Source organism: Flavobacterium sp., from assembly GCF_036405015.1.
Lineage (GTDB): Bacteria > Bacteroidota > Bacteroidia > Flavobacteriales > Flavobacteriaceae > Flavobacterium.
The window spans coordinates 1-16,693 of sequence record NZ_DASWYK010000212.1; the positions used below are offsets into that span (position 1 = coordinate 1).

A 16,693-nucleotide genomic window follows, 5' to 3' on the forward strand; every position below is an offset into this window, starting at 1 on the left:
ACTTTTTGTTTTTTTAAAATATTTAAAATCAATTAATTATGGTTTTTTTGATGTGTTTTTATAATATTAAAATTTTTGTTTTGATGTGTTTTTGTATGGACTATTAAATGTGAAAACTGAAAATTTAGTTTTAGTATTGCATCAAATTACTAATTAATTAACCAAAATTTTTAGAAAAATGAAATTAACAAAATTACTTGTTTTTTGTATTTCATCATTGTTATTCTCGGTTATAGCTGTGGCTCAGGATGTCACAGTAAATGGAATAATAAACGATGAAAATGGAATGCCTGTTCCAGGCGCAACAGTTTTATTAAAAGGTACTACTAAATCAACAGCTTCCGATTTTGATGGTAAGTTTCAGATACAAGTACCTTCAAACGGAACATTAACAATTACATTTATCGGTTACACTACAATAAACGAAGCTGTAAATGGAAGAACAAAACTCTCAATTCAATTAAAACCAGAATCACAATCTTTAAATGAGGTTGTCGTGGTTGGATATGGTGTACAAAAGAAATCTGTTGTAACTGGTGCAATTTCCAGTGTAAAATCGGCAGATCTTGAAAAAGTGCCAAACGGACGTGTTGAACAAGCTTTACAAGGTAGAGTTGCCGGTGTTACGATTGCAGCTACTTCTGGACAGCCTGGTGCAGCTTCTAAGGTGCGTATTAGAGGTATAACTACTTTTAGAGAAGGAGGAAATGATCCTTTATGGGTTGTTGACGGAATTGCTATTGACGCAGGTGCTGTTGGTTTTATCAACCAATCTGATATCGAATCTATCGAGGTTCTTAAAGATGCTGCTTCTGCTGCAATTTACGGTACTCGTGCGGCAACTGGAGTTATTTTAGTTACTACTAAAAAAGGGAAATCAGGAAAAATTTCTGTGAATTATAGTGGTTTTGCAGGAATTGCAGCTCCGGCAAAAAAATTAAACCTGTTGAATGCAAGTCAATATGCAACAATTATGAATGAAAAGTCTGTTGCAGATGGAGGCACTATAAAGTATGCAAATCCAGCTTCTTATGGTAAAGGTACAGACTGGCAGGATGCAGTTTTTAACAATTCAGCTTTTAGATATACACACGAATTAAGTTTTAGCGGTGGTGGAGAAAAATCTACTTTCTATGCTTCTTTTGGAGTTCAGGATCAGGAAGGTATCGTTGCAACGGATATTTCAAATTATACAAAGAAAAACTTCCGTTTAAATTCAACACACAAAATTTCTGACTACTTTACTTTTGGACAAACGTTTGGATACACTCATCAAAAAACACAGGATATTGGAAATATTAATAGTGAATTTGGTGGGGTGTTAAGTTCTGCAATTAACTTAGATCCTATTACTCCAATAGTTGCGGATCCTTCAGTAATTGGATCAGGTTTTTATAATAGTGCAAATATTGTTTTGGATTCTCACGGAAATCCTTATGGTATTTCTCCGGTTGTGCAACAGGAGATGACAAATCCATTAGCTTATACACAAACTAGATTAGGAGGTTATAACTGGTCTGATGATTTTGTAGGGAATGCTTATTTAGAAGCAAATATTACAAGTCATTTAAAAGTAAGATCTACACTTGGAGGTAAATTAGCTTACTGGGGTAATGAAATGTTTACTCCAACTTTCTACCTAAATCCAAACATGAAAGCAGATAGAAACAATTACAGTCAGAATAATGAAAAGGCATTTGCATGGAATATAGAAAACACTCTTAATTATTCTAATAAATTTGGAGATCACTCTATTAATGCTTTAGTAGGACAAGGTGCTTATGTAGAAAACATTGGAAAAACAATTGGTACTACATTCTACGGTTTGCCAATTACAAGTTATAAAGATGCTTCCTGGAATTTTAACCTTCCGCAAGATGATATGGTTAGCAGAGCAAGTGATAAAATTGAGCATAAGTTATCCTCTTTATTTTTCCGTTTGAACTACGATTACAAAGAGAAATATCTATTTACAGGAATTGTTCGTCGTGACGGTTCAACAAGATTTGGAGAAAACAAAAAATTTGGAGTTTTCCCTTCATTCTCTTTAGGATGGGTAATTTCGAAAGAAGGATTCTGGACAGAAAACAATATCGTTAATACTTTAAAACTTCGTGGAGGTTATGGAGTTGTAGGAAATGATAATATTTGGGATTTTAAATATAGAGGTTTAGTTGTTGGAGGATACAATTACTCTGTTGGAAATGAAGGAACAATTACTACAGGTTACGGAAACTCTACATTACCAAATGCAGATTTAGGATGGGAAGAAACATCACAAACTACCGTTGGTCTTGATGCTAAACTTTTTAATGACTTCACTCTTACTTTAGATTATTATAAAAAGAGAACTACCGGAATCTTAAGAGATGTTGTTATTCCTGGTTATGTTGGGGTTGTTGATGCACCGGCCGCAAATATTGCTGATATGAACAACAGTGGTTTTGAGGTTGAAGCAGGATACAAGAAAAGACTTGGTGATTTTAATTTAGGAGTTAATGCCAATTTTGCCTATTTGAAAAATGAAGTTACTTACGTAGGATCTAATACAAACTTTATAGCTGGTGATGCTAGTTTCCAATCTATGGGGCAAGTAACAAGAACTCAGGTTGGACATTCATTCAATGAATTTTACGGTTTTAAAACTGCTGGAATATTTCAAAATGAAGCAGAAGTTGCAGCCTATAAAAATGCTTCTGGAGGTTTAATTCAGCCAAATGCTAGACCAGGTGATTTCCGTTGGGTAGACAATAATGGAGATGGAGCTATTACAGATGATGATAAACAATACTTAGGAACTAACATCCCTAAATATACTTTTGGTTTTACTGTAAACTTAGACTACAAAAACTTTGATTTCATGGCATTTACTCAAGGTGCTGCAGGAAGCAAAATTTTCCAAGGATTAAGAAGACTTGATATGTTAACAGCAAACTATCAAACAGAAGCTTTAGGACGTTGGGTTGGAGAAGGAACTTCAAACGATTATCCTAGATTGACTAACAACGATCCAAATAAAAACTTCAGTAATATGTCTGATTTCTACCTTGAAAACGGAAACTATTTACGTTTGAAAGTGGTTACTCTTGGATATACAATGCCAACTGGATTATCATCTAAAATTGGAGCAGACAGAATTCGTTTTTACGTAACTGGAGAAAATTTAATCACTTTCACAAAATATACTGGTTATGATCCAGAAATTGGAGGTCAGGTTTTCGGTGTAGATAAAGGTGTTTATCCACAAGCAAGATCTATTCTGTTAGGAGCTAACGTTCAATTTTAAAAATTAAAAGAATTATGAAAACTATAAAATTTAAATATATATACTTTGCCGTAGCACTGGCAGCTTTAGCAGGAGCTTGTTCTGAAGATTTTGTGAGCATTGATCCAAAAGGGCAATTCGATTCAAGTACTTACTTTTCTAACGAACAGCAATGTTATGCAGCGTTAATTGGAGTTTATGATCCATTGAGAAAAAACACTGGTGGTTTCGAAAATCTGGTAGCTATGCTAAATGCAGGTTCAGATGATTTTTATGCCGGAGGTGGTAGCGCAACAGATGGAAACGGAATCCAGAATTTTTCTAAACACTCCCTTACATCAATTAGTATTCCGTCTAGTTACTGGGATGATCATTATCAAGGTGTTTCAAGAGCTAATATGTTAATTTCTAAGCTTCCAGACGCAACTATGGATGATAATGTAAGAGCAAGATTTACTGCAGAAGCAAAAGCACTAAGAGCATTTTATTATTTTAATCTGGTAAGATTATTCAAGAATATTCCATTGGTTTTGGTTCCTTTAAACACTCAGACTATCTATGATCCGGAACAAGTTGCACCAGAGGTAATTTATGCACAAATAGAAAAAGATTTATTAGAGGCTATTCCGGCTTTGCCTAATACTCTTGATGCAAAAACAGAATCTGGAAGATTTAACAAAGGAACTGCTCAAGCAATTCTTGGAAAAGTTTATTTGTTTGAAAACAAAAAGACTGAAGCTGCAGCTGTTTTAGCTGAAGTAAATGGTACTCCAGGAGCAACAAATCAATACGGAAATAAATTGCTTCCTAAGTTTAGTGATTTATGGGTAACATCAAACAAGTTTAATGCAGAATCTATATTAGAAGTATCTCATAGTAGTGCTGGTAATTCTGACTGGGGTTTCTGGGGACAAGGTAAAGATGAAGGAAACTCTTTAAATGTTATGGTTGGACCAAGAGGTTATTCAAGACCTGACGGATCTGACGCACCAGATCTTCCTGCAGGTTGGGCATTTAACGTGGCAACTCAGAAATTGTATGATGCTATGAAAACGGACCCAAGATTTGAAGCGACTATTTTTGATTTGAAAGCTTTAAAAGCAGCTGGTAAAGCAGATTATATCCCAGCTTATCAGGATACAGGTTATTTCCTGAATAAATACCTTCCAAGACAATCTGATGTAAGAACTGGAGGAGGAGCTGCTGAGTTGAACTACAAACAAAACTCTTATGTAATTAGACTTGCAGATACGTACTTAATGGAAGCAGAAGCTTTAGGATCTGGAGCAAGAGCGCAAGCTTTACTGGATGCAGTTAGAGCAAGAGTTGGTTTGCCATCTGTTCCTGTAACATTGGCAGCTATTAAAAATGAACGTAGAATGGAATTGGCTGGAGAAGGACACAGATTCTTTGACTTAGTAAGATGGGGAGATGCTGCTGCAGCATTATCAGACAGAGGTTTTGATGCAGGTACGGATGAGATTTTTCCAATTCCTTTCAAAGAGTTAAACGGTACTAAATTGAAACAAAATCCTAATTATCAATAGTATTATCTAACCAATAAACCAAAATTTCACAAAAGATGAATCTAAATATAAATTTAAGAAAGAGTGTATACCTAATGCTAGTTTTAGCATTAGGCACACTAAATAGCTGCGATGACAGTGTTGATACAAATCCGCTTACAGCTACCGATATTGATCCTTCATTTACCATCACACCAGTTGAAGGAGCAATGAATACCTATCTTTTGACAGCGTCGACGAAAGGAGTAATCTTATCAAAATGGGATACAGGAGATGGTGCTTCAGTTGGAAAAATGAATCAGGTCATTTCATTGCCAGATGCAGGAACGTATACCATTACACATACAGCAGTTGGAGCTGGCGCTACAATGGCAACCGCTTCTAAAGAAATAGTAGTAGCTCAAACAGATCCGGCAAAAGGGAATTTAGTTCAAGGCGGAACTTTTGCCACTGCAGCTGATCAGGCTAAATGGACAAATGCAAAATTAAGTGCATCAGGTGTAGCTTTTTGGTCTTTCGGTGCTAATGGTGCTACAATTTATTCTCCTGGAGGATGGGCTCAAGAAGGAATTTATCAGGCAATTGAAGTTGTAAAAGATAGAGAATACACTATCGATATGACAGTTTCTTGTCCTAGCGGTTTAAAAGAAACTTTTTTTGAAGTATACGCTGGTAAATCAGTACCAAAACCAGGTGTTGAGTATAAAGACAACAAAGTAATGGGATTAAGCACTTGGGATGGTTGCGGAACATCAAAATTTTCAGGAAGATTATCTGGAGTTGGATGTGTGAAAAACGACGCAACTGGTACAGTTTCTAATGTAGTTAAATTCTCTGAAAGCGGAAAAATATACCTTTTAATTAGATCTGGAAGTAATGCAACTGGTAACGAACCAATTACTGTTACAAAAGTTGAATTTAGAGGAAAATAAAGAGTTAAGTTAAGTTTAAGTTTAAGTTTGGTTGTAAAATAGCCCGTAATCATTATGAGTATGGGCTATTTTTAAATTCTTCAGAAGATAAAAATCAGGTTTAGATTTTCTCCGTAAAACTTCAATTAAAACAATAATAATTGGAAGCAAATGAAAAAAAATAGTCTAAAAATTTTATGCATTTTGTTTGCAGCTGTCACATTTGCACAACAGCCAAAAACAAAAAAAGAATTTACAACCAATGGTAAAAAAATAACCGTTTATACCACAGCAGAAAACTCTAAGTTAAGATTGACATCGACAGATAATTTAACTTTTTCTGCAGCAAAACAACCTTTAGAAACCGAAACTTCTGTATTTGTAGAACCAACTAAAAAGTTCCAGACTTTTATGGGAATTGGAGGTGCCATTACAGATGCAAGTGCCGAAATATTTGCTAAACTTTCAAAAGAAAAACAGGCAGAATTTTTGAATGCTTATTATGATCAGCAAAAGGGAATTGGTTACTCAATACTAAGAACAACGATTCAAAGTTCTGATTTTAGTAGTGGAAGTTATTCTTATATAGAAGAAGGAGACAAAGAACTCAAAACTTTTTCTATTGATCATGACAGACAATACCGAATTCCTTTAATAAAACAAGCGATTCAAAAAGCAGGAGGAAAACTGACTACTTATGTGGCGCCTTGGTCTCCAAATGCCTTTATGAAAAGCAACAAAAATGTATTAAAAGGAGGAACACTTCTTCCTGAATACTATCAAACCTGGGCAAACTTTTATGTAAAGTTTATAAAGGCATACGAAAAAGAAGGAATTCCAATTTGGGGAACTTCTACACAAAACGAACCAATGGCTGTTCAAACTTGGGAATCTTGTATTTATACAGCTGAAGCCGAAAGAGATTTTATCAAAAACTATCTTGGGCCAACTTTGAAAAAAGAAAATTTAGGAGATAAAAAAATTATCGTTTGGGATCATAACCGCGATTTAATGAATTACCGTGCCAATGTTATATACTCAGATCCAGAAGCGTCAAAATATGTTTGGGGAATGGGATTTCATTGGTACGAAACATGGTCGGGAGGTGCACCAATGTTTGATAATGTAGCCAAAGTCAATGAAGCCTATCCAAATAAAAAGCTAATGTTTACTGAAGGATGTATCGAAAAATTTGATGCAGCAAAATATCAATTTTGGGGCAACGCAGAACGTTACGGAATCAATATGATTAACGATTTTAACAACGGAACGGTTGCCTGGACAGATTGGAATATTTTACTGGATCAAAATGGAGGGCCAAACCATGTGGGGAACTTTTGTTTTGCACCAATTCATGCAGATACCACGACAGGAGAATTAATTTATACTCCGTCTTATTATTACATTGGACACTTTTCTAAATTCATTCGTCTAAACGCTGTACGCGTAAGCACTGCAGTAAGCAAAAGCGCTTTATTAAGTACTTCATTCTTAAATACCGATGGTAAAATGGCAACCATTGTAATGAACCAATCTGCAAATGAGCTTACTTATAATTTGATTATCGGAGCTGAAAAAGCGGTCGTTAAAATTCCGCCACGAGCCATACAAACGCTTGTTTATTAATATTTTGTAGTAAAATATAGAAGAGGACTAATTTGAATCATCCACATTAGTCTTCTCTTGTTTTGATAAAAAAAATGTTTTTGAACAAGTATTGCTAACTAAAAACCACAGAAAATGAAATTAAATTTGAAAAAAAGCATAAGAACATTTTTCTTTATGGCAGCTGTATTAGCTCAGGTAAAGTGTTCTTCGTCTAGTGATCCTGTAGAAAAAACTCCAGTAGATCCACCAGTTGTAAATCCTCCTGTAACGGTTACAAACGATGTGGATTTTTGGCTTACAAAAGGAGATCAAAGTGTTTTGTTGACCAAACAATCGGGAATATTAGGTTTTGGAACTACAACAAATACATATACTAATATTGAAGTTAAAGAATCTCAGAAATACCAGACTATTGATGGTTTTGGTTATACATTAACAGGTGGAAGTGTTGAAGTAATCAATCAATTAAACCCAGCAAAAAGAACAGCCCTTTTACAGGAACTATTTGGTTCTGGCGAAAATTCAATTGGAGTAAATTATATCAGAATCAGTATTGGAGCTTCAGATTTGAATGCCGTACCTTTTACTTATAATGATCTTGCTGCTGGAGAAACAGATTTAAATCTGGCTAAATTTAGTTTAGAAAAAGACAAAGATTTAATTGCGATGTTAAAAGAAATCTTAGCTATTAATCCGAAGATTTTGATTTTAGCTACACCGTGGTCAGCCCCTCTTTGGATGAAAGACGTAAACAGTTTTAAAGGAGGAAAACTGAAAGCAGAATATTATGATGTTTATGCAAAATATTTTGTGAAATACATTCAGGAGATGAAACTACAAGGAATTACAATCGATGCTGTAACTCCTCAAAACGAACCACTTCACGACGGAAATAATCCAAGTATGTATATGTCTGCAGCAGATCAAGGCGCTTTTATTAAAAATAGTTTAGGACCTGCATTTAAAGCAGCAAATCTAAATGTAAAAATTATTGCTTATGATCATAATTGTGATAATCCAAATTATCCAAAAGCAATTTTGGCAGATACAGATGCTTTTCCTTTTGTAGACGGATCTGCTTTCCATTTATATGCAGGAGATATTAGTGCATTGACAAATGTCTATAATTCGTATCCAACCAAAAATGTCTATTTCACAGAACAATGGACTTCCTCTACAGGTCAGTTTGGAGGTGATTTAAAATGGCATCTTCGAAATGTAATTATCGGCTCAATGAGAAATTACAGTAAGAATGCTTTAGAATGGAATGTTGCAAATAATTCAAGTTTTGGCCCTCATACAGTTGGAGGTTGCGAAACGTGTAAAGGAGCCATAACCATAACTTCAGGAGATAGTTTTCAGCGTAATGTTGCCTATTATATCATTGCACACGCTTCTAAATTTGTTCCAATGGGTTCGGTTAGAATTGAAAGTAATTCTGGAGGAAACTTGCAAAACGTGGCTTTTGTAACGCCTTCTGGTTCAAAAGTTTTGATTGTTGAAAATGACGGAAATGCAACTGAATTCTTCAATATTAAATTTAATGGAAAATGGGTTGCTACTTCTCTTGAAGGTGGATCTGTAGGGACTTATACCTGGAAATAAATACTTCTAAACAATTTCAACTCTAAAGATTTTGACTTTGTTAGGTTCAAAACCAAAAAGTAGAAGAAATATTATTTATCTTGATATTCAATTTGTTAATTAAACCACTTAAATAATAAAAAGATGAAAATAATCAATCTCGTAAATAGAGCAGGAATTTTTACTTTAATTCTGTTATTCGTGTTTCAATCTTGCAGTAGCAGTAACGATACAAGTGATAAACCTGAGGTAATAAACCCTGATAAAGTTTCCGTTCAAGTTGACATATTAGGTAAAACTGCCGAAATGCCGAATGGAGACGGAAGCGGGAAAATTCGCCTGACAATTAAAGCGGCAGATGCAAAATCATATAAAGTCGTTGTGAACAATGAAACAAAAGAATTTACAACCAGCGATTTTACATACGAGTTTACACAGCCAGGAACTAAAGAATATACTATTGATGTAACTGCATTTAACGGAATAAAATACACATATGCTTCTACAAAAGTCAATATTTTCGTAGCCAGAAAACTAATCTGGTCTGATGAGTTTGATGTTAACGGTGCACCAAATCCTGATAAATGGGATTATAATACAGGAACCGGAGATGGCTGGGGAAATAACGAATTGGAATACTACACCAAACGTCCAGAAAACATTATTATCGAAAACGGAATTCTAAAAATCAAAGCCATTAGAGAAGATTATATGGGAAGCCAATTTACTTCTGCAAGAATTCTTACTCGAGGCAAATTTTCATTTAAATACGGAAGAGCAGAAATTCGTGCAAAACTGCCTGTTGGTGGTGGAACTTGGCCGGCATTCTGGCTTTTGGGAGACAATCTTGATACCGTTGGATGGCCTGCTTGTGGCGAAATAGATATTTTAGAATCAGTAGGGAATAATCCAAATGTAATTCACTCATCCTTGCATTCTCCAGGTCGTTCAGGAAATACTCCAGACACTGCAACTACGACAAATCCGACTTCAGCGACAGCGTATCACATTTATGCTGCAGAATGGAGTGCAGAAAGTATTAAGTTTTATGTAGATGATAATTTGTTTTACACTTACAAAAACTCAAGTACAACACCATTTAATGCTAAGTTTTTTATCATTCTAAATTTTGCCATGGGTGGAAATTTTGGAGGAGCAGTTGATCCAAACTTTAAAACTTCAACTTACGAAATTGATTATGTGAGAGTGTATAATTAACATAAGTTTTAAATAGATTTTTTTCGCTGAAGTCACGGAAACAGTAGCTTTACGGATTAAAATTTTTTAACATGAAAAAGATACACAAACTTGTTTTAGCATTCGTATTCCTTTTAGCAGGAAATTCATTTTATGGTCAAAATCTAAAAATTATGACTTATAATATTCGTCTAGATGTTGAATCTGACGGAGAAAATGCATGGCCTAAGCGAAAGGATTATTTTAATGCACAGATAGGTTTTTACAGTCCGGACATTTTCGGAGTTCAGGAAGCAACACCAGGTCAGGTAACAGATATTGCATCGGCTCAGCCAAAATATAACCGATTTGGAATAGGAAGAGAAGAAAACGGATTAGGTGAAGCAAGTTGTATTTATTACAAAAAAGACCGTTTTAAAGTAGAACAATCCAATACTTTTTGGTTGTCTGAAACACCAAATGTAGTTTCCAGAGGATGGGATGCCGCTTGCAACAGAGTTTGTACTTACGGACTTTTTAAAGATTTAAAAACGAAAAAGACGTTTTGGGTTTTCAATCTTCACTTAGATCATATGGGCGAAGTGGCGAGAGTAAAAGGGGTTCAGCTTGCTCTTTCTAAAATAAAAGAATTGAACATTAAAAATTATCCAGCTTTTTTAATGGGTGATTTCAACTCAGAACCAGACACCAAACAGATTATGGAAATCAAAAAAGTAATGGATGACACCAAAGATGTTTCTAAAGAAAAACCTTTTGGACCATCAGGAACGTTTAACGATTTCAAACATAATGAACCCGTAACATTATTATTAGACTATATTTTTATTTCTAAAAATAGTGGTCTAAAAATTCAAAAATATGCAGTGTTAAGTGATTCAAAAGATTTAAAATATCCCTCGGATCATTTGCCTGTTTTAATAGAAATAGATTAAAATGAAAAACATCAACAAAAAACTTCAAATCCTGGTTTTATTGCCATTAATTGCAATGCAGTTCAACTGTGGATCTTCAACAAATACTGTAACAAATACTGGAAAAGTTTCATCTTGGATCACCACTACAGACGAAACTTCAAAACTTAAAAAACAACCTGAATTGGTTTTTACTTCAGAAACAAATTCAAATCAAACCATTGAAGTAAATCCGTCAGAGAAATTTCAAACCATCGAAGGTTTCGGATTTTCATTAACCGGAGGAAGTGCTCAGGCCATTTTAAAACTAGACAAACCCAAGAGAGAAGCACTGCTTCAGGAATTGTTTTCTAGAAAAGAAGATGCAATTGGTTTAAGTTATATAAGAATTAGTATTGGAGCATCCGATTTGAATGAAAAAGTTTTTTCGTATGATGATATGCCAGAAGGACAAACAGATTTAAATCTGGAACATTTTAACCTTGGTCCAGATTTAAATGACGTTATTCTAGTTTTAAAAGAAATTTTAGCCATAAATCCGAAGATTAAAATAATGGGTTCGCCGTGGTCGCCACCTGTTTGGATGAAAGATAACGGAAGCTCAAAAGGAGGAAGTTTACAACCAAAATACTATCAGGTTTATGCAGAATATTTTGTGAAATACATTCAAGCAATGAAATCGCACGGAATTGTTATTGATGCCGTTACACCACAAAACGAACCGTTACATCCAGGAAATAATCCAAGTTTGCTCATGTTGGCAGAACAGCAGGCCGATTTTATTGGCAATAATTTAGGTCCCGCTTTCGCGAAAGCTGGAATCAAAACCAAAATCATTGTTTACGATCACAATTGCAACAAACCAGAATATCCCTTGACGATTTTAAAAGATCCGAAAGCAAATCCGTTTGTAACAGGATCAGCTTTTCATTTATATGAAGGTGACATTAGTGCTTTAACGACAGTTCATAATGCATTTCCAAATAAAGATTTGTATTTTACCGAACAATATACAGGAACAGGAACCAATTTTGAAACGGACTTGAAATGGAGTGTGAAAAATGTAGTAATCGGTTCAATGCGTAATTGGAGTAAAAATGCACTTTCGTGGGGATTAGCAAATGACGAATTCTATAAACCTTTTACACCAGGAGGATGTTCAACCTGCAAAGGTGCTTTGATGATCGATCAAAATCAAAACATTAAGAGAGAAGTAGGATATTATATTATCGGACATGCTTCTAAATTTGTTCCGGAAGGTTCCGTGCGAATTGCAAGTAATATTTCAGGAAACTTATATAATGTTGCTTTCAAAACACCATCTGGGCAAACTGTTCTAATTGTAGAAAATGATGGAGCTTCAGCAGAAACTTTTAATATAAAATACAATCAAAAACAAACTTCAACTACGCTAAACGCAGGTGCAGTTGCTACTTACGTTTGGTAAACAACCTAAACTATGAAAAAAGTAACCACAATTACACTGTTTATGCTTTCGCTCTTTGCGTCAGCGCAACAGTCAATAGATCAGAAAGTCAATGATCTATTGAAAAAAATGACAATTGAAGAAAAAATTGGTCAGCTAAATCAGTACACTGGAGACAATCAGGCAACTGGACCAATTACAATCAATCCGAACAAACAAAACGAAATCAAACAAGGTTTAATTGGTTCGATGCTAAACGTTATCGGAACAAAATATACCAGAGGATATCAAGAACTGGCGATGCAGTCAAGACTTAAAATTCCGTTGTTATTCGGACAAGATGTTATTCATGGTTACAAAACGACTTTTCCACTTCCTTTAGCAGAAGCAGCAAGCTGGGATTTAGCAGCAATCGAATTAGGAGCACGAGTTGCGGCAACAGAAGCAGCAGCAAGCGGTATTCATTGGACATTTGCACCGATGGTAGATATTGGTCGTGATCCGCGTTGGGGACGTGTAATGGAAGGTGCAGGAGAAGATACTTATCTAGGTTCTAAAATTGCTTATGCAAGAGTAAAAGGTTTTCAAGGAAATAAATTAGGAGATTTAAACTCCGTTATGGCCTGCGTAAAACATTTTGCAGCATACGGAGCGGGAGTTGGAGGAAGAGATTACAACTCTGTAGATATGAGTGAAAGAATGCTTTTGGAGACGTATTTGCCTCCATTTAAAGCGGCTTTAGATGCTGGTGCGGCAACTTTTATGAACTCTTTTAATGATATCAATGGAATTCCTGCAACTGGAAATGCGCATTTACAAAGAGATATCTTAAAAGGAAAATGGAACTTTCAAGGTTTTGTAGTTTCAGATTGGGGATCAATCGGAGAGATGGTAGCACACGGTTACTCAAAAGATTTGAAAGAAGCAGCTTACTCAGCGATTACTGCAGGAAGTGATATGGATATGGAAAGTAATGCCTACCGTAAACATTTAGCAGAATTGGTAAAAGAAGGCAGAGTTTCTATTGATTTGGTTGATGATGCTGTAAGACGTATTCTTCGCAAGAAATTCGAGTTAGGTTTATTTGATGATCCTTACAAATATTCGGATGGGAAACGTGAAGAAAAAGAACTAAATAATCCAGAGCATAGAAAAGCAGCTCGCGAAATGGCAGAGAAAAGTATTGTTCTATTAAAGAATGAAAAACAGACTTTGCCAATTTCTAAAAGTGTAAAGACAATCGCTTTTATTGGTCCGATGGTAAAAGAGTACAAAGCCAATATGGGATTTTGGGCTGTAGAATTACCAGAAGTAAATTATGATAAATGGGTAGTTTCGCAATGGGATGGCCTTCAAAACAAAGTAGGTAAAAACACAAAGTTATTGTACGCAAAAGGTTGTGAAATTACTGGCGACAATAAAGATGGTTTTGCAGAAGCTGTTGCAACGGCAAAACAAGCAGATGTTGTTATTTTAAGTGTGGGTGAAAGACATGATATGAGCGGTGAGGCAAAAAGCCGAAGTGATATTCATTTGCCAGGTGTTCAAGAAGATTTAATCAAAGCGGTTCAGGCAACAGGAAAACCAGTTGTAGTTTTAATTAATGCTGGAAGACCTTTGGTTTTTAACTGGACAGCAGATAATGTTTCTGCGATTATGTACACTTGGTGGTTAGGTTCTGAGGCTGGAAATGCAATTGCAAATGTGCTGTTTGGAGATTATAATCCATCTGGGAAATTACCTATGACTTTTCCGAGAGAAGTTGGACAGGTGCCAATTTATTACAATCATTTCAGTACAGGAAGACCAGCTAAAGATGAGAATTCATTTAACTATGTTTCGGCTTATATCGATTTAAAAAACTCTCCAAAATTCCCATTCGGATATGGATTGAGTTATACAACTTTTGATTATTCTGGATTGAAATTATCTTCAACTAAAATAAAAAACAACGAAACAATTAAAGTTTCTTTCCAATTGAAAAATAGCGGAAAAGTAGCTGGAGAAGAAGTCGTACAGTTGTATTTGAAAGATAAATTTGGATCTGTTGTAAGACCAGTTTTAGAATTAAAAGATTTTCAAAAAGTAAAATTGAATGCTGGAGAATCTAAAACAATCGAGTTTACAATTGACAAAGAAAAACTTTCTTTCTACAATAATAAATTAGAATGGGGAACTGAACCAGGAGATTTTGAAGTAATGATCGGTGCTTCATCAGCAGATATTAAATTAAGATCTGATTTTGAATTATTGGCAAATTAGCAATCAAAACACAATAAAAAAGGGGCTTTATTAAGCCCCTTTTTTATTACAATTATTTAAGACGTTTCTTAAAATTGAATTTGATAAGATTCATAAAACCTTGTTCAATAATATCAATTCCGATTCCGAAATTACTATCAGCGATGGTGTGATGATCGTTTCTGAATTTTTCGAAATCACTAGTAGGAATTTCCAAATTTACCAAAGGTTTAAAATCAATCACAATCGATGCGCCGTTTTTGGTTACTTTTTTACGGCTTGTAAAATCAAAATAAGGATTATTGATGGTACTTTCTTGAATGGTAAATTTCTCCTCAGTATCTATTCTTTGATCGGTCTGAAGATTGATTTCATATCTTTCATTGTCAAAATTATGCCAGAACGGAATGTCTGTGTGCATAAAATCTCTAGCATTATTCTTTACCACATTTCGGTCGAAATACATTAAAAAACGATTTTTTTGCGAATCAACAAAATAAGGGTTTTCAATAGATGCCGTATATTGAATCGTAAATTCGTTCAATTTTTTATCATCACTTACAATGTCAATTGCAGCATTTTGAAAAATGGTCCTAATATCAGTTCCGTTTCGGTCATTCGAATAATTTAAAGTATAAAACAAGAAATTATTCCAGCTGTCGATGATTTCTCTTTTGTTCGTGTTTTTAAAATATTTACGCATGTAATTCGCGCGATTTCCTTTGTAAGTCGTAGTCAGTTTTAAAGTACCAGAATTGTTTTGAGCGCTGAAATCTGCTTTTTCATTAATACCGTAATAAGGAAATTTGTGTGGTTTTTTAATTTCCAATTGTTTATTTGGTTTCACTTCCAAATAATGCATAAAATAAATGAAACCACGATTTTCTATGAATCCAAATTCATCTCTGGCTGTTGCATCAATAAAATAAGTTTCATCTTTATAATTCACTTTTACAATCACATGATTAAAAGTTAGTAACGAAGGCAGATAATGTGAAATATAATGATCAGAATTAAAATTGACCAAAATTACAGAAGAATCAACATTGATATAATCCAAAACAACCTTCAATAAAACCGATTTGGCTTTACAATCTCCTTGTTTATTTTCATAAGTAACTGCAGGTTCTTGAGGTTTATGCCCGTTCATTTCATCTGCATTAAAAACATAATAAACATGATTCTGTACATAGTCAATGGCAAATTGCAAACGCTCATCTTGATCGGCAATTGCATCCAGTTTTTCTGCAAGATTTGGAGCAAATTCTTTTAAAGAAGATTTATTGTAGATTTCTTCGTAAAGAGGCGAAATATAATTAGATAAATCTGTCCAGTTACGGTCTGTAGCAAAATCGATGTAAGGCGCAATTTCTCTGTTTTCATCAAAAGAATTAATATAGTTTCCCTTTTCAATTACAAATCTTTCGCCTTTTTTCAACAAATTAATTTCTGGTTCCAAAACGGTTCCATTCTCATCTCTGAAGAATGTTTTCTTGTAAGCAATAGTTTCTTTACGGTCATTGATAAACGTAAATTTATAATTTCCGTAAGCCCAATACGTATTTGGAGTTACGTAAACATATTTTAAAAATTCTTTACGAAGAAAATCACGATCACTGAAAACTTTAACTCTTGAATCTTCAGTAATTAAAATATCATAAAGACGTAAATCTTTAATTGTAATATTTACTTTTTTACTACTGCTTAGAATACCACCTTCACTTTGGCTTTCGTTATCTAGAACTTTAATTTTTGTATCTGGAATTTTGTCAATTAAAACACCGTCTCTCAAAACGCTGATTCGGTGAATAATGTAAGTTTCATTTTCTTCCACAATTATATCTTTTGCAGAAGCACTTTCCATATTTGACGGTTCGTTCAGGGTGTAAGCAACGCAAGCATATTCGCTGTTTTCGGTGTCGCTTGTGTAATAGATTTTATCTAAGAAATAACAGAAATCGCGACCTTCGTCGACTTGTTTTTTTGAAAAATCAGATTCTTTTATGTATTCGATCAGCTGATTG

Annotated in this window: 10 protein-coding genes; 9 read left to right on the forward strand and 1 reads right to left on the reverse strand. The window is 34.5% G+C overall.

Annotated elements, in window-relative coordinates; genetic code table 11:
* Positions 1 to 178 precede the first annotated feature (178 nt).
* From VGE71_RS18200 to VGE71_RS18240, 9 genes are all read left to right on the forward strand, one after another.
* A complete protein-coding gene (locus VGE71_RS18200; protein ID WP_331139581.1) occupies positions 179 to 3,286 on the forward strand; it encodes a TonB-dependent receptor in 3,108 nt (1,035 codons plus the stop codon).
* A 14-nt stretch (positions 3,287 to 3,300) separates the two neighbouring features.
* Positions 3,301 to 4,812 carry a RagB/SusD family nutrient uptake outer membrane protein gene (locus VGE71_RS18205; RefSeq protein ID WP_331139582.1) on the forward strand — a complete coding sequence of 504 codons (1,512 nt, stop codon included), beginning with the start codon at positions 3,301 to 3,303 and terminating at the stop codon, positions 4,810 to 4,812.
* Between the two features lie 35 nt (positions 4,813 to 4,847).
* Positions 4,848 to 5,723, forward strand: coding sequence for a hypothetical protein (locus tag VGE71_RS18210; RefSeq protein WP_331139583.1), 876 nt, complete (start codon positions 4,848 to 4,850; stop codon positions 5,721 to 5,723).
* Positions 5,724 to 5,873: 150 nt separating this feature from the next.
* Positions 5,874 to 7,328 carry a glycoside hydrolase family 30 protein gene (locus VGE71_RS18215; RefSeq protein WP_331139584.1) on the forward strand — a complete coding sequence of 485 codons (1,455 nt, stop codon included), beginning with the start codon at positions 5,874 to 5,876 and terminating at the stop codon, positions 7,326 to 7,328.
* A gap of 114 nt (positions 7,329 to 7,442) precedes the next feature.
* Positions 7,443 to 8,915: a glycoside hydrolase family 30 protein gene (locus VGE71_RS18220; RefSeq protein WP_331139585.1), complete on the forward strand. Its 1,473-nt coding sequence runs from the start codon at positions 7,443 to 7,445 to the stop codon at positions 8,913 to 8,915.
* Positions 8,916 to 9,038: 123 nt separating this feature from the next.
* A complete protein-coding gene (locus VGE71_RS18225; protein ID WP_331139586.1) occupies positions 9,039 to 10,112 on the forward strand; it encodes a glycoside hydrolase family 16 protein in 1,074 nt (357 codons plus the stop codon).
* A gap of 71 nt (positions 10,113 to 10,183) precedes the next feature.
* Positions 10,184 to 11,023 (forward strand): endonuclease/exonuclease/phosphatase family protein, encoded by an 840-nt coding sequence (locus VGE71_RS18230; protein WP_331139587.1) that lies wholly within the window; start codon positions 10,184 to 10,186, stop codon positions 11,021 to 11,023.
* Position 11,024: 1 nt separating this feature from the next.
* Entirely contained in the window at positions 11,025 to 12,449 is a 1,425-nt protein-coding gene (locus tag VGE71_RS18235; RefSeq protein WP_331139588.1) for a glycoside hydrolase family 30 protein, read from the forward strand.
* A gap of 12 nt (positions 12,450 to 12,461) precedes the next feature.
* Positions 12,462 to 14,690, forward strand: a complete 2,229-nt coding sequence (locus VGE71_RS18240) for a glycoside hydrolase family 3 N-terminal domain-containing protein (protein ID WP_331139589.1) — start codon at positions 12,462 to 12,464, stop codon at positions 14,688 to 14,690.
* 52 nt (positions 14,691 to 14,742) lie between these two features.
* Here VGE71_RS18240 and VGE71_RS18245 read toward each other — a convergent pair.
* On the reverse strand, positions 14,743 to 16,693 hold a 1,951-nt coding region (locus tag VGE71_RS18245; RefSeq protein WP_331139590.1), incomplete at its 5' end, for a hypothetical protein.

Coding starts and splice junctions, on each gene's coding strand:
- VGE71_RS18200 (WP_331139581.1), top strand. CDS start 179: ATGAAATTAACAAAATTACTTGTTTTTTGTATTTCATCATTGTTATTC.
- VGE71_RS18205 (WP_331139582.1), top strand. CDS start 3,301: ATGAAAACTATAAAATTTAAATATATATACTTTGCCGTAGCACTGGCA.
- VGE71_RS18210 (WP_331139583.1), top strand. CDS start 4,848: ATGAATCTAAATATAAATTTAAGAAAGAGTGTATACCTAATGCTAGTT.
- VGE71_RS18215 (WP_331139584.1), top strand. CDS start 5,874: ATGAAAAAAAATAGTCTAAAAATTTTATGCATTTTGTTTGCAGCTGTC.
- VGE71_RS18220 (WP_331139585.1), top strand. CDS start 7,443: ATGAAATTAAATTTGAAAAAAAGCATAAGAACATTTTTCTTTATGGCA.
- VGE71_RS18225 (WP_331139586.1), top strand. CDS start 9,039: ATGAAAATAATCAATCTCGTAAATAGAGCAGGAATTTTTACTTTAATT.
- VGE71_RS18230 (WP_331139587.1), top strand. CDS start 10,184: ATGAAAAAGATACACAAACTTGTTTTAGCATTCGTATTCCTTTTAGCA.
- VGE71_RS18235 (WP_331139588.1), top strand. CDS start 11,025: ATGAAAAACATCAACAAAAAACTTCAAATCCTGGTTTTATTGCCATTA.
- VGE71_RS18240 (WP_331139589.1), top strand. CDS start 12,462: ATGAAAAAAGTAACCACAATTACACTGTTTATGCTTTCGCTCTTTGCG.